General features: G+C 70.5%; 19 protein-coding genes. 1 reads left to right on the plus strand and 18 read right to left on the minus strand.

What is annotated here, in order from left to right; translation table 11 throughout:
- From DY245_RS22955 to pyrR, 14 genes are all read right to left on the minus strand, one after another.
- On the minus strand, window positions 1–1,176 hold a 1,176-nt coding region (locus DY245_RS22955), incomplete at its 3' end, for a primosomal protein N' family DNA-binding protein (protein WP_483409819.1).
- A gap of 115 nt (window positions 1,177–1,291) precedes the next feature.
- Complete coding sequence (gene metK / locus DY245_RS22960; RefSeq protein ID WP_128509126.1) at window positions 1,292–2,500, minus strand: methionine adenosyltransferase; 1,209 nt, start codon at window positions 2,498–2,500, stop codon at window positions 1,292–1,294.
- A 264-nt stretch (window positions 2,501–2,764) separates the two neighbouring features.
- Window positions 2,765–3,967 (minus strand): bifunctional phosphopantothenoylcysteine decarboxylase/phosphopantothenate--cysteine ligase CoaBC, encoded by a 1,203-nt coding sequence (gene coaBC, locus DY245_RS22965; RefSeq protein ID WP_244943205.1) that lies wholly within the window; start codon window positions 3,965–3,967, stop codon window positions 2,765–2,767.
- A gap of 197 nt (window positions 3,968–4,164) precedes the next feature.
- Window positions 4,165–4,437 carry a DNA-directed RNA polymerase subunit omega gene (rpoZ, locus tag DY245_RS22970; protein WP_005319902.1) on the minus strand — a complete coding sequence of 91 codons (273 nt, stop codon included), beginning with the start codon at window positions 4,435–4,437 and terminating at the stop codon, window positions 4,165–4,167.
- A 72-nt stretch (window positions 4,438–4,509) separates the two neighbouring features.
- Complete coding sequence (gmk, locus tag DY245_RS22975) at window positions 4,510–5,130, minus strand: guanylate kinase (protein ID WP_128509127.1); 621 nt, start codon at window positions 5,128–5,130, stop codon at window positions 4,510–4,512.
- A gap of 38 nt (window positions 5,131–5,168) precedes the next feature.
- Entirely contained in the window at window positions 5,169–5,492 is a 324-nt protein-coding gene (locus DY245_RS22980) for an integration host factor (protein ID WP_128509128.1), read from the minus strand.
- A gap of 215 nt (window positions 5,493–5,707) precedes the next feature.
- A complete protein-coding gene (pyrF, locus tag DY245_RS22985; protein ID WP_181923819.1) occupies window positions 5,708–6,544 on the minus strand; it encodes an orotidine-5'-phosphate decarboxylase in 837 nt (278 codons plus the stop codon).
- Window positions 6,541–7,653 (minus strand): quinone-dependent dihydroorotate dehydrogenase, encoded by a 1,113-nt coding sequence (locus tag DY245_RS22990; RefSeq protein WP_128509129.1) that lies wholly within the window; start codon window positions 7,651–7,653, stop codon window positions 6,541–6,543. The genes pyrF and DY245_RS22990 overlap by 4 nt, the downstream gene beginning before the upstream one ends.
- A gap of 82 nt (window positions 7,654–7,735) precedes the next feature.
- Complete coding sequence (carB, locus tag DY245_RS22995; protein ID WP_128509130.1) at window positions 7,736–11,047, minus strand: carbamoyl-phosphate synthase large subunit; 3,312 nt, start codon at window positions 11,045–11,047, stop codon at window positions 7,736–7,738.
- On the minus strand, window positions 11,040–12,182 hold the full coding sequence (gene carA / locus DY245_RS23000; RefSeq protein ID WP_128509131.1) for a glutamine-hydrolyzing carbamoyl-phosphate synthase small subunit: 1,143 nt from the start codon (window positions 12,180–12,182) through the stop codon (window positions 11,040–11,042). The genes carB and carA overlap by 8 nt, the downstream gene beginning before the upstream one ends.
- On the minus strand, window positions 12,179–12,775 hold the full coding sequence (locus DY245_RS23005) for a PH-like domain-containing protein (protein WP_128509132.1): 597 nt from the start codon (window positions 12,773–12,775) through the stop codon (window positions 12,179–12,181). The genes carA and DY245_RS23005 overlap by 4 nt, the downstream gene beginning before the upstream one ends.
- Window positions 12,772–14,067: a dihydroorotase gene (locus tag DY245_RS23010; RefSeq protein ID WP_128509133.1), complete on the minus strand. Its 1,296-nt coding sequence runs from the start codon at window positions 14,065–14,067 to the stop codon at window positions 12,772–12,774. Before DY245_RS23010 ends, DY245_RS23005 begins: the two co-directional genes overlap by 4 nt.
- A 2-nt stretch (window positions 14,068–14,069) precedes the next feature.
- Entirely contained in the window at window positions 14,070–15,065 is a 996-nt protein-coding gene (locus tag DY245_RS23015) for an aspartate carbamoyltransferase catalytic subunit (RefSeq protein WP_128509134.1), read from the minus strand.
- A 93-nt stretch (window positions 15,066–15,158) separates the two neighbouring features.
- Window positions 15,159–15,749, minus strand: a complete 591-nt coding sequence (gene pyrR, locus DY245_RS23020; RefSeq protein WP_128509135.1) for a bifunctional pyr operon transcriptional regulator/uracil phosphoribosyltransferase PyrR — start codon at window positions 15,747–15,749, stop codon at window positions 15,159–15,161.
- 220 nt (window positions 15,750–15,969) lie between these two features.
- Between pyrR and bldD the strand changes: the two genes are divergently transcribed.
- Window positions 15,970–16,470 carry a transcriptional regulator BldD gene (bldD, locus tag DY245_RS23025; protein WP_093482219.1) on the plus strand — a complete coding sequence of 167 codons (501 nt, stop codon included), beginning with the start codon at window positions 15,970–15,972 and terminating at the stop codon, window positions 16,468–16,470.
- 225 nt (window positions 16,471–16,695) lie between these two features.
- Here the strand turns inward: bldD and nusB are convergent, their stop codons facing one another.
- From nusB to DY245_RS23045, 4 genes are all read right to left on the minus strand, one after another.
- A complete protein-coding gene (nusB, locus tag DY245_RS23030) occupies window positions 16,696–17,127 on the minus strand; it encodes a transcription antitermination factor NusB (RefSeq protein ID WP_128509136.1) in 432 nt (143 codons plus the stop codon).
- Between the two features lie 2 nt (window positions 17,128–17,129).
- The gene (gene efp, locus DY245_RS23035; protein ID WP_030412004.1) at window positions 17,130–17,696 is read right to left on the minus strand and encodes an elongation factor P; all 567 of its coding nucleotides are present in this window, start codon (window positions 17,694–17,696) and stop codon (window positions 17,130–17,132) included.
- Between the two features lie 66 nt (window positions 17,697–17,762).
- On the minus strand, window positions 17,763–18,869 hold the full coding sequence (locus tag DY245_RS23040; RefSeq protein ID WP_128509137.1) for an aminopeptidase P family protein: 1,107 nt from the start codon (window positions 18,867–18,869) through the stop codon (window positions 17,763–17,765).
- 75 nt (window positions 18,870–18,944) lie between these two features.
- Window positions 18,945–19,636: AAA family ATPase (locus DY245_RS23045; RefSeq protein WP_128509138.1), on the minus strand; the 692-nt coding region annotated here is incomplete at its 5' end.

A 19,636-nucleotide genomic window follows, 5' to 3' on the forward strand; every position in this document is an offset into this window, starting at 1 on the left:
CGCGGCGGCGTCCCGCGCCTCGTCGCCGTCGCCGACCGTACGCACCAGGGGCGCCGCGGCCCGCACCACCTCGCGGTCGGCGGCCAGCGGGCGCGCCCAGCCCGTCTCGACCAGCTGCGCCGCCTCGACCGTGCAGCTCAGCCCGCCCAGCAGAAAACCGGCGCGCTCGTTCACCGACCGCTGGATGAGCACCTCGCGAGCATGCGGCTGCGGCGCATGCGGATCACTGTGGCTGGCATCCCCGTCGTCCCACAGGGCCACCAGCCCCAGATCGGCGACCGGCGCGAACATCGCCGCGCGCGTCCCGACCACGGCCCGCACCGACCCACGGCTGACCGCCAGCCACCGCCGATACCGCTCCTCGGGCCCGGCGTCCGCGGTCAGCAGCACATGCCGCCCTTCCCCGATCAGCTCGCCGAGCGCCGCATCCACCCGCGCCGCGGCCCGCCCGTCCGGCACCACCACCAGCGCACCACGCCCACCGGCCAGCGCGGCGGCCGCCGCCCGCGCCAGCTCCTGCGGCCAGGTCGCCCCGGGCAGCGCCGTCCACACCGCCCGCGGCGCATCCCCCCGCACCAGCGCCGTCAGGAACCCGGCCCCCGCCCCGTAACGCTCCCAACTGCCCACCTCCGGGGCCGCATTGGGCGGCAACGGCGCCGGCGACGGCTTGGCCTCCGCCCGGGCCCGCCGCGGCGGCACCGCCAGCTGCACCACATCGGCGAGCGTCCCGGCATAGCGGTCCGCCACCGCCCGGCACAGCCCCAGCAGCTCGGGCGTCAGCACCCGCTCGGACGACAGCACCTGCGCGATCGGGGCGAGCACCCCGCGGTAGTCGCTCTCCGCGACCCGCTCCACGATGAACCCGCTGACCAGCTTGCCGCCCTCACGCCGGCCCCCCTTCTCCCCCGCCCCGAACCGCACCCGCACCCGCACCCCGGGCTGCGCGTCGGCATCCATCGCCGCCGGCACCGCGTAATCGAAGTACCGGTCGAGGTGCACCAGCCCCTTGTCGACCAGCACCCGCGCCACCGGCAACCCCGCCGCCAACTCGGCCCCCCGCCAGGTCCGCGGCTTGGCCCGCCCGGCTTTGGTCTCCCGCACGGCTTCCCGGATGAGGGCCAACTGCTCGCCCGCACCCGACACCCCCGCCTCCGGTCGCCCGTTTTCCCTGCTCACAGCACCAGTCTTAGCAGACGGCACGGACAGTGACCGGAGGCGCTGTGGAAAAGCCACGGCCCCGGACCGTCCAGCGGTCCGGGGCCGTGATCACATCAGGCGGCGGTACGGGGACTTACAGCCCCGCAGCCCGCTTCAGCGCCTCCACCCGGTCCGTGCGCTCCCAGGTGAAGTCCTCCAGCTCGCGGCCGAAGTGGCCGTAGGCGGCGGTCTGCGCGTAGATGGGGCGGAGCAGATCGAGGTCGCGGATGATGGCGGCCGGGCGGAGGTCGAAGACCTCGGCGATGGCCTGCTCGATCTTGTCGGTGTCGACGGTGGCGGTGCCGAAGGTCTCGACGAAGAGACCGACGGGCTCGGCCTTGCCGATCGCGTAGGCGACCTGGACCTCGCAGCGGGCCGCGAGGCCGGCGGCGACGACGTTCTTGGCGACCCAGCGCATCGCGTAGGCGGCCGAGCGGTCGACCTTGGACGGGTCCTTGCCGGAGAAGGCACCGCCGCCGTGGCGGGCCATGCCGCCGTAGGTGTCGATGATGATCTTGCGGCCGGTCAGGCCGGCGTCACCCATCGGGCCGCCGATCTCGAAGCGACCGGTCGGGTTGACCAGCAGGCGGTAGCCGTCGGTGTCCAGCTTGATGCCGTCCTCGACGAGCTGGTTGAGGACGTGCTCGACGACGAACTCGCGGATGTCGGGCGCGAGGAGCGAGTCGAGGTCGATGTCGCTGGCGTGCTGCGAGGAGACCACGACGGTGTCGAGGCGGACGGCCTTCTGGCCGTCGTACTCGATGGTGACCTGGGTCTTGCCGTCGGGGCGCAGGTAGGGGATGGTGCCGTTCTTGCGGACCTCGGACAGGCGCTTGGAGAGGCGGTGCGCGAGGTTGATCGGGAGCGGCATCAGCTCCGGGGTCTCGTCGCAGGCGTAGCCGAACATCAGGCCCTGGTCGCCTGCGCCCTGCCTGTCCAGCTCGTCGTCATCGCCCTCGACGCGGTTCTCGTACGCGGTGTCGACGCCCTGGGCGATGTCCGGGGACTGCGCGCCGATGGACACCGAGACGCCGCAGGAAGCGCCGTCGAAGCCCTTCTTGGACGAGTCGTAGCCGATGTCCAGAATCTTGTTCCGGACGAGGTTGGGGATGTCTGCGTACGCCTTCGTCGTCACCTCGCCGGCCACGTGCACCAGGCCGGTGGTGATCAACGTCTCCACGGCGACCCGGGAAGTCGGGTCCTCCTTGAGGAGCGCGTCGAGAATGGTGTCGCTGATCTGGTCAGCGATCTTGTCGGGGTGGCCCTCGGTGACGGACTCCGAGGTGAACAGGCGGCGGGACACATCGCTCCCTGGGGTTGCAGCGGCTGCTGGCTGATCATTGGCGGAAGGGCCGAGAGCTGCGCTCGGCCCGATCCACTCGCCAGTTTATCGGTCAGATGCGGCGTTCGGGCACGCGGTCTCGATTTATGGACCCCCCGTGACCTGGGACACCACGGCCCACGGTAGGACGATCACCTTGAGAATGGGCCGGGTCAAGGAAACACGCCGGTTTTTATGGGGCCGATGGAGTGAAGCAGGGGTCGGTAGGGGTGGTTCCGGGCGGGATCAGGGGTGAGTCTCGGCCAAGCGGGGGGTGACCAGGTCCCAGACCGTGTCGGCCAGGGCTTCCTTGGGGCCGTACGGGACCGGGGTCTCGGTTCCGTCGGCCGCCAGGATCACCGCTTCGTTCTCGGCCGAGCCGAAGGCCTTGTGCTCGCCGACCTCATTGACGACCAGCAGGTCACAGCCCTTGCGGGCGAGTTTGGTGCGGCCGTTGGCCAGGACGTCGTCCGTCTCGGCGGCGAAGCCGACGACCACCTGTCCGGGCCGCGGGCGGTCGGCGGAGAGCTCGGCGAGGATGTCCGGATTTCTGACCAGGGTGACCGGTTCCGGCTCCTGGCCGTCGATCTTCTTGATCTTGCCGGTGGTGTAGACGGCGGGCCGGAAATCGGCGACGGCGGCGGCCATGACCACCGCGTCGGCGTCCGCGGCGGCCTTCAGCACGGCCTCCCGCAGCTGGCGGGCCGTACCGATGGGGATCACGTCCACTCCGGCCGGATCGGGCAGCTCGGTGTTGCCCGCGACGAGCGTGACCCGGGCGCCGCGGGCCGCGGCGGTGCGGGCGAGCGCGTAGCCCTGCTTGCCCGAGGAGCGGTTGCCCAGGTAGCGGACGGGGTCCAGCGGCTCACGGGTGCCGCCGGCGGTGACGACGACATGGCGGCCCGCGAGATCCTGCGTGCCGGCCCCCTGCGCGCCGCGGGCCAGCACCCGGCGGCAGAGCTCGAAGATCTCGACGGGGTCGGGGAAGCGGCCCTTGCCGGTGTCGACACCGGTCAGCCGGCCGACGGCGGGCTCGATGACGATCGCGCCGCGGCGCCGCAGGGTGGCGACGTTCTCCTGGGTGGCGGGGTTCTCCCACATCTCGGTGTGCATCGCCGGGGCGAAGATCACCGGACAGCGCGCGGTGAGCAGCGTGTTGGTCAGCAGGTCGTCGGCGAGGCCGTGGGCGGCCTTGGCGAGCAGGTCGGCGGTGGCGGGTGCGACCACGACGAGGTCGGCGGCCTGGCCGATGCGGACGTGCGGGACCTCGTGGACGGACTCCCAGACCTCGGTGGTGGCCGGGTTGCCGGAGAGCGCCGACCAGGTGGCCTCGCCGACGAAATGCAGCGCCGAGGCGGTCGGCACGACCCGTACGTCGTGCCCGGACTCGGACAGCCGCCGCAGCAGCTCGCACGCCTTGTACGCGGCGATCCCGCCGCTGACCCCCAGAANGCCGCAGCAGCTCGCACGCCTTGTACGCGGCGATCCCGCCGCTGACCCCCAGAACGACCCTGGGCCGCTCCCGCTCCCGCTTGTCCATCGCTTCGCCGCTCCCCGAGCTCAGGTCCGTAGGTATGTCTGCCCCTATGACACACCAAGGGCCCGGCGGTCGCGCCGCCGGGCCCTTGGTGAGGTGCTGTGCTTGCTTACTGCGCGGGGCCCTCGATGGCCTCGGAGGTCAGCAGACCCGCGTTGATCTCGCGAAGCGCGATCGACAGGGGCTTCTCGTGGACATGCGTGTCGACGAGCGGGCCGACGTACTCCAGCAGGCCCTCGCCGAGCTGGGAGTAGTACGCGTTGATCTGGCGCGCGCGCTTGGCGGCGTAGATCACAAGGCTGTACTTCGAATCAGTGGCCTCGAGAAGCTCATCAATGGGCGGGTTGATGATGCCCTCGGGTGCGGTGATGGAAGAGGACACTCTCTGCCTTCCGAAGGGGGATGAAGCCGGTGTGTAACGCAAAAGTCTGGGGCGCTCCGGGGAGCTGCGCGGTCAGCCGCTGGTGTTGCGGTCCCCGGATCGATGCAACATCAAGGCTAGCAGCTCACGGCTGACGTCCTCGACGGAGGTATTGACAAGCGTCACATCGAACTCTTTCTCCGCCGCCAGCTCGACCTTGGCGGCGGCCAGGCGGCGCTCGATGACCTCGGGCGCCTCCGTGCCCCGGCCGGTGAGCCGGCGGACCAGCTCGTCCCAGCTCGGCGGAGCGAGAAAGACGAGCTGGGCCTCCGCCATGGACTCGCGGACCTGGCGCGCGCCCTGCAGGTCGATCTCCAGCAGGACGGGCTCCCCGGCCTCCAGCCGGTCCAGCACCGCCTTGCGGGGGGTGCCGTAGCGGTTGCCCGCGAATTCGGCCCATTCGAGCAGCTCACCGTTGGCGATGAGCTTGTCGAACTCCTCGTCGTCGACGAAGAAGTACTGGACACCGTGCCGCTCCCCGGGTCGCGGCTTGCGGGTGGTGGCCGAAACCGAGAGCCAGACCTCGGGGTGGACCTTGCGCATATGCGCGACGACCGTGCTCTTACCGACCCCGGAGGGGCCGGAGAGCACGGTCAGTCGCGGTTGTCTGGCCGGGGGTGCGGGGGTCATCCCCCGGGAGACTGCAGTACTCATGCAGCGATTATTCCAGCTTCCCGGGGGTGCCGGAAAATTCAGGAAGCGGTGCTGCCGAACTCACGCTCCAGCGCCGCAATCTGGTTGGAGCCAAGACCCCGGACACGGCGGCTCTCGGAGATACCGAGCCGCTCCATGATCTGCTTGGCGCGGACCTTGCCAACGCCGGGCAGGGACTCCAGCAGTGCGGAGACCTTCATCTTGCCGATGACGTCGTTCTCCTGGCCCTGCTTGATGACCTCATGGAGGGAAGCACCGGAGTGCTTGAGCCGATTCTTGACCTCGGCGCGCTCCCGGCGAGCCGCGGCGGCCTTCTCGAGCGCGGCTGCGCGCTGTTCAGGGGTAAGGGGCGGAAGAGCCACGCCTACGTCACCTCGGATGTCGAACTGTCGGATACGGACCGGTGTGGAACCTAGTCGCCCCGCACCTGCGGAGCAACGAGCAACGCGCTTACGTGCAGTGCTCTGATCGGAGACTAGCGGCCGAGGCGCCCTGAGTCAGCGAGAACAGACGAAAAGTCCTGGTCAGACTCTGCTGACCAGGACATTTCGGGACCAAAGTCCCCGTCGGACGGTGCCTAATCGAGCGCGGTCCGCACTTCGTCGGCGAATCGGTGCGCCGCGGCGCGCAGAGCGGCGGTGTCCGGACCGTGCCGCAGCACCCCCCGGCTGACGCTCGGCACGACATTGCGTACGGCGTCCCCGAAGACCGTCGGGAGGTCGGCGGGGGTGGCGCCCTGGGCTCCGATGCCGGGGGCCAGCAGCGGGCCGTTGATCGCCAGATCGAACGAGGAGAGATCGCCGAGCGTGGCGCCGACGACCGCGCCGAAGGATCCCAGCGGCTCGGCGCCGGCGTTCTCGGCGGCGAGGTGGCCGAGAACGGTCGCGGCGATCGTGCGGCCGTCCTCGCGCACCGCGCGCTGGACCTCCGCGCCCTCCGGGTTGGAGGTGAGGGCGAGGACGAAGAGCCCGGCGCCGCTCTCGCGCGCGAGGTCGACGGCGGGCTTCAGCGAGCCGTAGCCGAGGTACGGGGAGACGGTCAGCGCGTCCGAGAACAGCGGCGAGTCCTTGCGCAGGAAGGTCTCGGCGTACGCGGCCATGGTCGAGCCGATGTCGCCGCGCTTGGCGTCCATCAGGACCAGGGCACCGCGCTCGCGCGCCTCGACGACGGCGGTCTCCAGGACGGCGAGGCCGCGCGAGCCGAAGCGCTCGAAGAACGCCGCCTGCGGCTTGAAGACCGCGACCTGCTCGCCGAGCGCCTCCACGACGGTGCGGGTGAAGCGGGCCAGGCCCGCGACATCGTCGTTCAGGCCCCAGTCGGCCAGCAGCGAGGCGTGCGGGTCGATGCCGACGCAGAGCGGGCCGCGCTCGTCCATCGCGCGGCGCAGGCGCGTGCCAAAGGGCTCCAGAGTCATCTTCCGGTCACCTTCTTGTGCTCGGCGCCGACGGCGTCGGCGAGGGTGGCGTACGGGCTGTTGCGCAGGCGGGCCGCCAGCCCCTTGTGGAGGGCGCGGCACCAGAACGGGCCCTGGTAGATGAAGGCGCTGTAGCCCTGGACGAGGGTGGCGCCGGCCAGGATGCGCTGCCAGGCGTCCTCGGCGTTCTCGATGCCGCCGACCCCGATGAGGGTGATCCGGTCGCCGACGCGGGCGTAGAGGCGGCGCAGGACCTCCAGGGAACGCTCCTTGAGGGGCGCGCCGGACAGGCCGCCGGTCTCGGCGATCAGCGCCGGGTCGGACGCCAGACCGAGGCCCTCGCGGGCGATGGTGGTGTTGGTGGCGATGATCCCGTCCAGACCGAGTTCGACGGCGAGGTCGGCGACCGCGTCGACATCGGCGTCGGCGAGGTCCGGGGCGATCTTGACCAGCAGCGGGACCCGGCGGTCGGTGACCGTACGGTCGGCGGCCTCGCGGACCGCGGTCAGCAGCGGCCGGAGATGGTCGACGGCCTGGAGATTACGCAGTCCGGGGGTATTCGGGGACGAGACATTGACGACCAGGTAGTCGGCGTGCCGGGCGAGCCGCTCGGTGGAGGTGACGTAGTCGGCGGTCGCCTCGGCCTCCGGGACGACCTTGGTCTTGCCGATGTTGACGCCGACGGTGGTCGGGAAGACCGGGTTGCGGGCCGCCAGACGGGCCGCCACGGACGCGGAGCCCTCGTTGTTGAACCCCATCCGGTTGATCAGCGCGCGGTCCGGCACAAGCCGGAACAGGCGCTTCTTGGGGTTGCCGGGCTGCGGCTGGGCGGTGACGGTGCCGATCTCGACATGGTCGAAGCCGAGCATGGTCATCCCGTCGATGGCGACGGCGTTCTTGTCGAAGCCGGCGGCCAGGCCGAAGGGGCCGTGCATCCGGCGGCCCAGGGCCTCGGTGCGCAGCTCCTTGTAGCGCGGCGCGAGGGCGGCCGCGACGAAGGTGCGCAGCACGGGGAGGCGCACGGCCAGCTGGATCCAGCGGAAGGCCAGGTGGTGGGCCTGCTCGGGGTCCATGCGCTTGAAGATCAGGTGGAAGAAGAGGCGGTACATCGTGGGGTTAAGACCTTCCGCGGTGAGGAACGAGGGGGCTCATGCAGAGGGGGACACCGCCTCGGTGTCCCCCTCGTGGGCCCTACTCCTCGCGGGCCGCGGTGAGATGTTCGGCGTGTTCCTGGAGGGAACGCACGCCGACATCGCCGCGGGACATCGCCTCGATGCCCTGTACGGCGGCGGCCAGCGCCTGGACCGTGGTCAGGCAGGGGATGCCGCGGGCGACGGAGGCGGTACGGATGTCGTAGCCGTCCAGCCGGCCGCCGGTGCCGTAGGGGGTGTTGACGATCAGGTCGACCTGGCCGTCGTGGATGAGCTGGACGATGGTCTTCTCGCCGTTCGGGCCCTCGCCCTCGGACTGCTTGCGCACGACGGTGGCGTTGATGCCGTTGCGGCGCAGCACCTCGGCCGTACCGGAGGTGGCGAGCAACTCGAAGCCGTGGGCGACCAGTTCGCGTGCCGGGAAGATCATCGAGCGCTTGTCGCGGTTGGCGACGGAGACGAACGCGCGGCCCTTGGTGGGCAGCGCCCCGTAGGCGCCGGACTGGGACTTGGCGTAGGCGGTGCCGAAGACCGAGTCGATGCCCATGACCTCGCCGGTGGAGCGCATCTCCGGGCCCAGGATGGTGTCCACGCCGCGGCCCGAGGCGTCACGGAACCGCGACCAGGGCATGACGGCTTCCTTGACGGAGATCGGCGCGTCCAGCGGCAGCGTGCCGCCGTCGCCGGTCCTGGGCAGCATGCCCTCGGCGCGCAGCTCGGCGATGGTGGCGCCCAGCGAGATCCGGGCGGCGGCCTTGGCCAGCGGCACCGCGGTGGCCTTCGAGGTGAAGGGGACCGTACGGGAGGCGCGCGGGTTGGCCTCCAGGACGTAGAGGATGTCCCCGGCCATCGCGAACTGGATGTTGATCAGGCCGCGGACGCCGACGCCCTTGGCGATGGCCTCGGTGGAGGCCCGCAGCCGCTTGATGTCGAAGCCGCCGAGGGTGATCGGGGGCAGCGCACAGGCGGAGTCGCCGGAGTGGATGCCGGCCTCCTCGATGTGCTCCATGACGCCGCCGAGGTAGAGCTCGTGGCCGTCGTAGAGCGCGTCGACGTCGATCTCTATGGCGTCGTCGAGGAAGCGGTCGATGAGGACCGGGTGCTTGTCGATCAGGCCGGCGTGGCGGGTGAGGTACTCGCCCAGCGACGGCTCGTCGTAGACGATCTCCATACCGCGGCCGCCCAGCACGTAGGACGGGCGGACCATGACCGGGAAGCCGATCTCGGCGGCGATCTTCTTGGCTTCGTCGAAGGAGAAGGCGGTGCCGTACTTGGGAGCCGGCAGCCCGGCCTCGGTCAGCACCCGGCCGAACGCGCCGCGCTCCTCGGCGAGGTCGATCGCCTCGGGCGAGGTGCCGACGATCGGCACGCCGTTGTCCTTGAGCGCCTGCGCCAGGCCCAGCGGGGTCTGCCCGCCGAGCTGGACGATGACACCGGCGACCGGGCCCGCCTGGGTCTCGGCGTGCACGATCTCCAGCACGTCCTCCAGGGTGAGCGGCTCGAAGTAGAGCCGGTCGGAGGTGTCGTAGTCGGTGGAGACGGTCTCCGGGTTGCAGTTGACCATCACGGTCTCGTAGCCGGCGTCGCTGAGCGCGAACGAGGCGTGGACGCAGGAGTAGTCGAACTCGATGCCCTGGCCGATGCGGTTGGGGCCGGAGCCGAGGATGATCACGGCGGGCTTCTCGCGCGGCGCGACCTCGGTCTCCTCGTCGTAGGAGGAGTAGAAGTACGGCGTGTTCGCGGCGAACTCGGCGGCGCAGGTGTCGACGGTCTTGTAGACCGGGCGGACACCAAGGGCGTGCCGGACCTCGCGGACGACGTCCTCGCGCAGACCGCGGATCGCGGCGATCTGGGCGTCGGAGAAGCCGTAGCGCTTTGCGTCCGCAAGGATCTCCGGGCCGAGCTTGTCGGCCGCGGCGATCTCGTCCGCGATCTCCTTGATGAGGAAGAGCTGGTCGACGAACCACGGGTCGATCTTCGTGGCGTCGAAGACCTCCTGCGGGGTGGCGCCGGCCCGGATCGCCGCCATGACCGTGTTGATCCGGCCGTCGGTCGGGACCTGGGCGAGCTCCAGCAGCTCCGCCTTTGCGCCGGGGGCGGTCACGAAGTCGAACTGGCTGCCCTTCTTCTCCAGGGAGCGCAGCGCCTTGTTGAGCGCCTCGGGGAAGTTGCGGCCGATGGCCATGGCCTCGCCGACCGACTTCATGGTGGTGGTGAGGGTGGCGTCGGCGGCCGGGAACTTCTCGAAGGCGAACCGCGGCACCTTGACGACGACATAGTCGAGGGTCGGCTCGAAGGAGGCCGGGGTCTTCTCGGTGATGTCGTTGGGGATCTCGTCGAGGGTGTAGCCGACGGCGAGCCGGGCGGCGATCTTCGCGATCGGGAAGCCCGTGGCCTTGGAGGCGAGGGCGGAGGAGCGCGAGACGCGCGGGTTCATCTCGATGACGATGACCCGGCCGTCCTCGGGGTTGACCGCGAACTGGATGTTGCAGCCGCCGGTGTCCACACCCACCTCGCGGATCACGGCGATGCCGATGTCGCGCAGGATCTGGTACTCGCGGTCGGTGAGCGTCATCGCCGGCGCGACGGTGATCGAGTCACCGGTGTGCACGCCCATCGGGTCGAAGTTCTCGATGGAGCAGACGACCACGACGTTGTCGTTCTTGTCGCGCATCAGCTCCAGCTCGTACTCCTTCCAGCCGAGGATGGACTCCTCCAGGAGCACCTCGGTGGTCGGCGAGAGGGTCAGGCCCTGGCCGGCGATCCGGCACAGCTCCTCCTCGTCGTGCGCGAAGCCGGAGCCGGCGCCGCCCATGGTGAAGGAGGGGCGGACGACGACGGGGTAGCCGCCGAGTTCGTCGACACCCCGCAGGACGTCGTCCATGGAGTGGCAGATGACCGAGCGGGCGGACTCGCCGTGGCCGATCTTGGCGTGGACGGCCTTCACGACCTCCTTGAACAGGTCGCGGTCCTCGCCCTTGTTGATCGCCTCGACGTTGGCGCCGATCAGCTCGACACCGTACTTCTCCAGCACACCCTGCTCGTGCATGGAGATCGCGGTGTTCAGCGCGGTCTGGCCGCCCAGGGTGGGCAGCAGTGCGTCGGGGCGCTCCTTGGCGATGATCTTCTCGACGAACTCCGGGGTGATCGGCTCGACGTAGGTGGCGTCGGCGATCTCCGGGTCGGTCATGATCGTCGCCGGGTTGGAGTTCACCAGGATGACGCGCAGGCCCTCGGACTTGAGGACCCGGCAGGCCTGGGTTCCGGAGTAGTCGAACTCGGCGGCCTGGCCGATGACGATCGGGCCGGAGCCGATGACCAGGACGGACTGGATATCGGTGCGCTTAGGCACGCTGGCCCTCCATCAGGGAAACGAAGCGGTCGAAGAGGTACGCGGCGTCGTGCGGGCCCGCGGCCGCCTCGGGGTGGTACTGGACGCTGAAGGCCGGCTGGTCGAGGAGGTGCAGGCCCTCCACCACGTTGTCGTTCAGGCAGACGTGGGAGACCTCGGCGCGGCCGAAGGGGGTCTCGGAGACCTTGTCGAGCGGTGCGTCGACGGCGAATCCGTGGTTGTGCGCGGTGACCTCGACCTTGCCGGTCGTACGGTCCTGCACCGGCTGGTTGATGCCGCGGTGGCCGTACTTGAGCTTGTACGTGCCAAAGCCCAGCGCGCGGCCCAGGATCTGGTTGCCGAAGCAGATGCCGAAGAGCGGCGTCTTGCGCTCCAGGACGCCGCGCATGACGGAGACCGGGTGGTCGGCGGTGGCCGGGTCGCCCGGGCCGTTGGAGAAGAACACGCCGTCCGGTTCGACCGCGTAGACGTCCTCGACGGTGGCGGTGGCGGGCAGGACGTGCACCTCGATGCCGCGCTCGGCCATGCGGTGCGGGGTCATGCCCTTGATGCCCAGGTCGATCGCGGCGACGGTGAACTTCTTCGTACCGATCGCCGGGACGACGTAGGACTCCTTGGTGGCGACCTGGGTGGACAGGTCCGCGCCCTGCATCTCGGGGGCCTGGCGCACCTTGGCCAGCATCACCCCCGCGTCGGGCAGCGCCTCGCCGGAGAAGATGCCGACCCGCATGGCACCGCGCTCGCGCAGATGGCGGGTGAGCGCACGGGTGTCGACGCCGCTGATGCCGATGACGCCCTGGGCGACCAGCTCGTCGTCCAGGGAGCGCACCGAGCGCCAGTTGGACGGGATGCGGGCGGGGTCGCGGACGACATAGCCGGCGACCCAGATCCGCTGCGATTCGGAGTCCTCGTCGTTCACACCGGTGTTGCCGATGTGCGGGGCGGTCATGATGACGACCTGGCGGTGGTACGAGGGGTCGGTCAGCGTCTCCTGGTAACCGGTCATGCCGGTGGAGAACACCGCTTCGCCGAAGGTCTCCCCCACGGCCCCGTAGGCACGGCCGCGGAAGGTGCGGCCGTCCTCCAGGACGAGTACGGCGGGGATCTTGGCGGTCCCCCTGGTGGAGGTCGTCATCGTGCGCCTTCCGTTTCGGTGTGCTCGGTGGTGCTGGTGGTGTGCTCGGTGGTGCTGAGCTGGTTGATGGCCTCGACCCAGGCCGGGTGCTCGCCCGCCCGGTCGGAGCGGAAGCCGGAGTCGATCTGCTTGTCCCCGTGCTCCCAGGTGACGATCAGCAGGCCGCCCTCGGTCAGGACCTTGCCGGCGATGCCCTTGTCGAGACGGGCGCCGCGCAGCGCGGTGACCGGCACGAAGAAGTCCGCCGCGCCCGGCCGTACGACGTCCAGGCCCTGCTCGGTCAGGGTCAGCTCGGCGCGGCTGCGGGTGCCGAGGCCGCGCGCGACGATCCGGTCGAGCCACTGCCCGGCGGTGGTGGAGCCGTGGTAGCGGCCGCTGAGCGTCAAACGCGGCTCGCCCGGGTCGGCGGGTGCGGCCGGCAGCTCGGGCAGATCGCCCTGGAGCGTGCCGCGCCACTTCCAGCCCTCGCGCATCAGCCAGTAGACGAAGACCACGAAGACCAGCAGGCCGACAACCCAGGCGATGCGTCCGGGCCAGTTGGTGACCTCGGCGGACTTCTGCGCCGCGGCCAGGGGGATAAGTGAAGGTGTCACGCCAGCTTCCCGTCGACGACCGTTGCCCGGCCCCGCAGGAAGGTGTGGGTGACGCGTCCCGGCAGCTCACGGCCCTCGTAGGGGGTGTTGCGGCTGCGGGAGGCGAAGTGCGCGGGGTCCACCTCTCCACGGTAAGCGGAATCGAGCAGCGTGAGGTTGGCCGGCTCACCGGCCGAGACGGGACGGCCGTGGCCTTCGAGGCGGCCGATGTGCGCCGGGCGGAAGGACATCCGGTCGGCGACGCCGGCCCAGTCCAGCAGTCCGCTGTCGACCATCGTGTGCTGGACGACGGAGAGCGCGGTCTCCAGGCCGACCATGCCCATGGCCGCGGCGCCCCACTCGCAGTCCTTGTCCTCGTGCGGGTGCGGGGCGTGGTCGGTGGCGACGCAGTCGATGGTGCCGTCGGCGAGCGCCTCGCGCAGCGCCATGACGTCGGCCTCGGTGCGCAGCGGCGGGTTCACCTTGTAGACGGGGTTGTACGAGCGGACGAGCTCGTCGGTGAGCAGGAGGTGGTGCGGGGTGACCTCGGCGGTGACGTTCCAGCCCTTGGACTTGGCCCAGCGGACGATCTCGACCGAGCCGGCCGTCGACAGATGGCAGATGTGCACCCGGGAGCCGACGTGCGCGGCGAGCAGCACATCGCGGGCGATGATCGACTCTTCGGCGACCGCGGGCCAGCCGCCGAGGCCCAGCTCGGCGGAGACGATGCCCTCGTTCATCTGGGCGCCTTCGGTGAGCCGGGGCTCCTGGGCGTGCTGGGCGACGACGCCGTCGAAGGCCTTCACGTACTCCAGGGCGCGCCGCATGATGACGGCGTCGTCCACGCACTTGCCGTCGTCGGAGAAGACCCGTACACCGGCCGCGGAGTCGTGCATCGCGCCGAGCTCGGCGAGCTTCTTGCCCTCCAGACCGACGGTGACCGCACCGACCGGCTGGACGTCGCAGTAACCGGACTCCTTGCCCAGCCGCCAGACCTGCTCGACGACGCCCGCGGTGTCGGCGACGGGGAAGGTGTTGGCCATGGCGTGGACGGCGGTGAAGCCACCGACGGCGGCGGCCTTGGTGCCTGTCAGGACGGTCTCGGAGTCCTCGCGGCCCGGCTCGCGCAGGTGGGTGTGCAGGTCCACCAGGCCCGGCAGCAGGATCTTGCCGTCCGCCTCGATGACCTGGGCGCCCTCGGCGCTGGAGACGGTCAGGTCGGTGCCGACGGCGGTGATGGTCTCGTCCGTGATCAGCACGTCCTGCGGCTCGCCACCGAGGATCTTCGCGCCGCGAATAAGGATCTGGCCCATGGTTACTTGCTCTCCTCGGTGCGTGTGCTGGTGCCGTTGCCGGCGGTGACGGCGGGCTCGTTGCCGCCCAGAAGCAGATAGAGGACCGCCATACGGATGCTGACACCGTTGGCGACCTGTTCGACGGCGGTGCAGCGCGGCGAGTCGGCGACCTCGGCGGTGATCTCCATACCGCGGTTCATCGGGCCGGGGTGCATCACGATCGCGTGCTCCGGCATCCGGGCCATGCGGTCGCCGTTGAGGCCGTAGCGCCGCGCGTACTCGCGCTCGGTCGGGAAGAACGCGGCGTTCATCCGCTCGCGCTGGACGCGCAGCATCATCACCGCGTCGGACTTGGCGAGCACCGCGTCCAGGTCGTAGGAGACCTCGCAGGGCCACCGCTCCACACCGATCGGCACCAGCGTCGGCGGCGCGACCAGGGTGACCTCGGCGCCGAGGGTGTGCAGCAGATGGACGTTGGAGCGGGCGACGCGGCTGTGCAGGATGTCGCCGACGATGGTGATCCGGCGGCCGGCGAGGTCGTGGCCCAGGCCCGCGTCGACGCCGACGAGGCGGCGGCGCATGGTGAAGGCGTCGAGCAGCGCCTGGGTGGGGTGCTCGTGGGTGCCGTCACCGGCGTTGACCACGGAGCCGCCGATCCAGCCGGAGGTGGCCAGGCGGTGCGGGGCGCCGGAGTCGTGGTGGCGGATGACGACGGCGTCCGCGCCCATCGCCTCCAGGGTGAGGGCGGTGTCCTTGAGCGACTCGCCCTTGGAGACCGACGAGCCCTTGGCGGAGAAGTTGATGACGTCGGCGGAGAGCCGCTTGGCCGCGGCTTCGAACGAGATACGGGTGCGGGTCGAGTCCTCGAAGAAGAGGTTGACGACGGTGCGTCCGCGCAGGGTGGGGAGCTTCTTGATCGGCCGGTCCGCGACCCGGGCCATCTCCTCGGCGGTGTCGAGGATCAGAACGGCGTCGTCGCGTGTGAGGTCGGCGGCCGAGATGAGGTGACGCTTCATCCGGTTTTCTCCGTGGGTGAAGGAGGTGTACGGGAATGTCCGTTGAGCGGGCATGCCTGCGGGCCCGGGGTCACCGGGTCCCTGCGCGGTGCGCTATCGCTCGCCGGCCGGGGCGGTCTCTTTGACACCGAGCAGCACGGCGTCCCGGCCGTCCTCCTCGGTGAGCTGGACCTTGACCGTCTCCCTCAGCGACGTGGGGAGGTTCTTGCCTACGTAGTCGGCGCGGATCGGCAGCTCGCGGTGGCCGCGGTCGACCAGGACCGCGAGCTGTACGGCGCGCGGCCGTCCGATGTCGCCCAGCGCATCGAGCGCGGCGCGGATCGTGCGCCCGGAGAAGAGGACGTCGTCGACGAGCAGGACCAGCCGGCCCTCGATGCCGTCGCCGGGGATGTCCGTGCGGGCGAGCGTGCGGGCCGGGCCCAGGCGCAGGTCGTCGCGGTACATCGTGATGTCGAGCGAGCCGACCGGGACCGTACGGCCGGTGATCTCCGCGAGCTTGGCGGCCAGCCGCCGGGCGAGGAACACGCCGCGGGTCGGAATCCCCAGCAGCACCACATCGTCCGCGCCCTTGGCGCGCTCGACGATTTCGTGGGCGATACGGGTGAGCATCCGCGCGATGTCCGGGCCTTCGAGCACCGGGCGCGCGGGGAGCTGTACTCCCGCCTCAGAACTGTTTGCGTCCATACGAAACGGACCTCCTTCTCCGCCTCACGGGACGGACCTTAAAGGACGTCGAAATTACGCAGTCAGGTTACCAGGACCCCCTCCAGGGCCGGTCCGCACCCCTGACGGGTGATGGCCTGGCCCATTCCGCTTGACGAAGTCAGATTACGCTGCGTAACCTCACAGTGAGTTACCAGCCCGCGGCGGAGCCGCATGTCGATACAGCCGTCTGGGGAGTTTTATGTCCAGCGAATACGCCAAACAGCTCGGGGCCAAACTCCGCGCCATCCGCACCCAGCAGGGCCTGTCCCTCCACGGCGTCGAGGAGAAGTCCCAGGGCCGTTGGAAGGCCGTGGTGGTGGGTTCGTACGAGCGCGGCGACCGTGCCGTGACCGTGCAGCGCCTCGCCGAGCTGGCGGACTTCTACGGCGTTCCGGTGCAGGAACTGCTGCCGGGCACGACGCCGGGCGGAGCGGCCGAGCCGCCGCCGAAGCTGGTGCTCGACCTGGAGCGCCTCGCCCATGTCCCGCAGGAGAAGGCCGGCCCGCTGCAGCGCTATGCCGCCACGATCCAGAGTCAGCGCGGTGACTACAACGGCAAGGTGCTGTCGATCCGCCAGGACGACCTGCGCACCCTCGCGGTCATCTACGACCAGTCGCCCTCGGTGCTGACCGAGCAGCTGATCAGCTGGGGCGTACTGGACGCCGACGCGCGCCGCGCCGTGCAGCACGACGAGCTCTGAAGCTTTTCGCGCACCACCTGCAGAAACGTACCGCCGCTCCGGGCTCTCCGGGGCGGCGGTTTTGCGTGACCGGCGTACGCCCCCCGCGCGCAGTGCGCCGGGTGCGGTGCGCCAGGGGCCCCAGGGATGCCTGGGACGGCCCTGAGCGGCGCTGTGCGGGCACGCGAAGGGCCCGGAGCGTAACCCACCGCTCCGGGCCCTGTCGTCCGCTCTGCCGGCCGCCTGCTACGCCTCGCGCCGCAGGCTCGGCTTCAGCTCCTTGAGCCGGCCGAGGAGGCCGTTGACGAAGGAGGGCGAGTCGTCCGTGGAGAACTCCTTGGCGAGCTGCACCGCTTCGTCGATCGCCACCGCGTCCGGCGTGTCGTCCACCCAGAGCAGTTCGTAGGCACCGAGCCGCAGGATGCTGCGGTCGGCCGCCGGCATCCGGTCCAGGTCCCAGTCGACCGCGTAGGTGGAGATCAGCTCGTCGATACGGGCGACATGGTCCGCGTACCCCTCGACGAGCTGCAGGGTGTACTCGTTCACCGGCGGCTGCCGGGGGTCGGTCCGGGCGTGACGCATCCAGTCCGCCAGCACGGACTGCACCTCGGCACCGCGCTGATCGGCCTCGAAGAGGATCTGGAAGGCGCGCTTACGGGCCTTGCTGCGGGCAGCCACGGTTAGCTGTTCACCCGGCCGAGGTAGTCGCTCGTGCGGGTGTCGACCTTGATCTTCTCGCCGGTGGTGATGAAGAGCGGGACCTGGATCTGGTGGCCCGTCTCCAGCGTCGCCGGCTTGGTGCCACCGGTGGAGCGGTCACCCTGGACACCCGGCTCGGTCTCCTGGACGACGAGCTCGACGGCGGCCGGCAGCTCGACGTAGAGCACCTCGCCCTCGTGCTGCGCCACGACGGCCTCGAAGCCCTCGATGAGGAAGTTGGCGGCGTCGCCGACAGCCTTGCGGTCGACGTGCAGCTGGTCGTAGGTGTCCATGTCCATGAAGACGAAGTAGTCGCCGTCCATGTACGAGAACTGCATTCCGCGCTTGTCGACGGTGGCCGTCTCGACCTTCACGCCGGCGTTGAAGGTCTTGTCCACCACCTTGCCGGACAGCACGTTCTTGAGCTTGGTGCGGACAAAGGCCGGGCCCTTGCCGGGCTTGACGTGCTGGAACTCGACGACGGACCAGAGCTGGCCGCCTTCGAGCTTGAGCACCATGCCGTTCTTGAGGTCGTTCGTGGATGCCACGGTTGCGGAATCTCCTGGACTGCAGGTGGTGGGACCCCGGAGAGGTGCACACCGAACCGCTACGGCTCAGAGTGCGAGCAGCTCCTTGGTCGTGATCGTGAGTAGCTCGGGCCCGCCGTCCGCCTCGGGGCGGACGACGAGTGTGTCGTCGATCCGGACACCCCCACGGCCCGGGATGTGAACCCCCGGCTCGACGGTGACCGGCACGCAAGCGTCCAGTTTACCCATGGCAGCAGGCGACAATTGAGGGTCCTCGTCGATTTCGAGTCCCACACCGTGCCCGGTCCACGGTCCCAGGCGCTCTCCGTACCCCGCAGCATCCAGCATATGACGGGTCACCCGGTCCACCTCGCGGCACTCCACACCCGGCGCGAGCGCCTCGCGCCCGGCCCGCTGGGCTGCGAAAACGAGATCGTAGAGCTCGATCTGCCAGTCCGAGGGCGTGGTGCCGATGACGAAGGTGCGGCCGATCTCGCAGCGGTAGCCGCGGTAATTCGCGCCCAGGCCGACGCTGAGGAAGTCGCCCTCCTCGACCCTCCGGTCGGTGGGCAGATGCCCGAGGCGGCCGGAGTTCGGGCCGGTCGCGACGGAGGTGGGGAAGGCCGGGCCGTCCGCGCCGTGGTCGACCAGACGGCGCTCCAGTTCGAGGGCGAGATGCCGCTCGGTGCGGCCGACCAGGATCGATTCCAGGAGTTCGCCCAGGGCCTGGTCGGAGATCTCGGCGGCGATCCGCAGACAGGCGATCTCGTCGTCGTCCTTGACCAGCCGCTGTGCCTCGACCGCGCAGGCCAGATCGGTCAGCCGCAGCCGCGGGGCGACCTGGGAGAGCGCCCGGTGGCGGGTGACGGTGAGGTGATGTTCCTCGACGGCCAGGGTGTCCGCGCCGGCTTTGGCGGCCAGATCGGCGCCGGCTACGACCGGGTCGCCGCCACGGGTGGGCAGCACCGACACCCGTACGTCGTCGACCGGCCGCCCCTCGGACGGATCGCCGCTCAGCGGTCGGGCACACAGCAGCACATCGTCGGACGGGCCCAGCAGCAGAGCGGCGCCCGGCGGCGCACAGCCGGCGAGATAGCGGACGTTCGCGGGGCGCGAGATCAGTGCGGCGGCACTTCCGGTTGCGGCGCAGCGGTCGCGCAGCCGCGTGCGTCGGGCCGCGTACAACTCGGACATATCACGAGCGTACGGCGGCTCCCCCGAGGCGGCCGGTCGAGCGCCGCCGCCCGGGGGACCGGGGTACGCCCGGGGCTACCAGGCGGGCGGGCTGGCGATGCTGCGGGCGACGACGTCGTCCAGCACCCGCACCGTCGTGGCGACATCGTGCTGGGAGTTGTCGATGATCGGCAGTCCGGAGCCGTACCAGCCGGCCATCCGCCCGTGGATCCTGGCCACCTCTTCGTCGGACAGCCGGCGGTTACCGGTGCGCCGGGCGTTGCGCTCCAGGACGATCTCCAGACCGGGCAGCAGCACGATCGGCAGCAGGCCGGGGCCCACATGCCGCTTCCAGCCGCCGAGGCCGACGACCGGCCGGTCCGGGAAGACGGCGTCGTCGAGGATGCAGGAGATGCCGTTGGCGAGGAAGTTACGGGCCGCGAAGCCGCAGGTCCGGCGGGCGAGGCGGTACTGCGCCTCGGAGTGGTCGTTCCAGCCGGACTGCGGGTCGGCGAAGCCGGAACGGACCCATTCGCGGACGTCGTCGAGGCTGATGTGCGCGGTCGGCACCCGGCGCGTGTCGGCCCAGTGGCGGGCGACGCTGGTCTTGCCGGCGCCGGCCGGGCCGATCAGCAGCACCGCGACGGCCGCCTGCGCGGCGTCCGGTGCGGCGGTGTCGGTGGGCGGGCTGGGCAGCGCCACCGGTGCGCCCGGCGGCAGCTGGACATGGCCGGTGATGTCGGTGCTGTGCGGGGTGGGCGGGGCCTGCCGCGGCGCGGGGCCGGGCC

This window comes from Streptomyces inhibens, from assembly GCF_003389455.1.
Lineage (GTDB): Bacteria > Actinomycetota > Actinomycetes > Streptomycetales > Streptomycetaceae > Streptomyces > Streptomyces inhibens.

Excerpts from the sequence above, each read along its gene's own strand:
- gmk (WP_128509127.1), bottom strand. The coding sequence starts at position 5,130 with ATGAGTACTGCAGTCTCCCGGGGGATGACCCCCGCACCCCCGGCCAGA.
- pyrF (WP_181923819.1), bottom strand. The coding sequence starts at position 6,544 with ATGACTCTGGAGCCCTTTGGCACGCGCCTGCGCCGCGCGATGGACGAG.
- DY245_RS22990 (WP_128509129.1), bottom strand. The coding sequence starts at position 7,653 with ATGTACCGCCTCTTCTTCCACCTGATCTTCAAGCGCATGGACCCCGAG.
- carA (WP_128509131.1), bottom strand. The coding sequence starts at position 12,182 with ATGACGACCTCCACCAGGGGGACCGCCAAGATCCCCGCCGTACTCGTC.
- DY245_RS23010 (WP_128509133.1), bottom strand. The coding sequence starts at position 14,067 with ATGGGCCAGATCCTTATTCGCGGCGCGAAGATCCTCGGTGGCGAGCCG.
- DY245_RS23015 (WP_128509134.1), bottom strand. The coding sequence starts at position 15,065 with ATGAAGCGTCACCTCATCTCGGCCGCCGACCTCACACGCGACGACGCC.
- pyrR (WP_128509135.1), bottom strand. The coding sequence starts at position 15,749 with ATGGACGCAAACAGTTCTGAGGCGGGAGTACAGCTCCCCGCGCGCCCG.
- bldD (WP_093482219.1), top strand. The coding sequence starts at position 15,970 with ATGTCCAGCGAATACGCCAAACAGCTCGGGGCCAAACTCCGCGCCATC.
- DY245_RS23040 (WP_128509137.1), bottom strand. The coding sequence starts at position 18,869 with ATGTCCGAGTTGTACGCGGCCCGACGCACGCGGCTGCGCGACCGCTGC.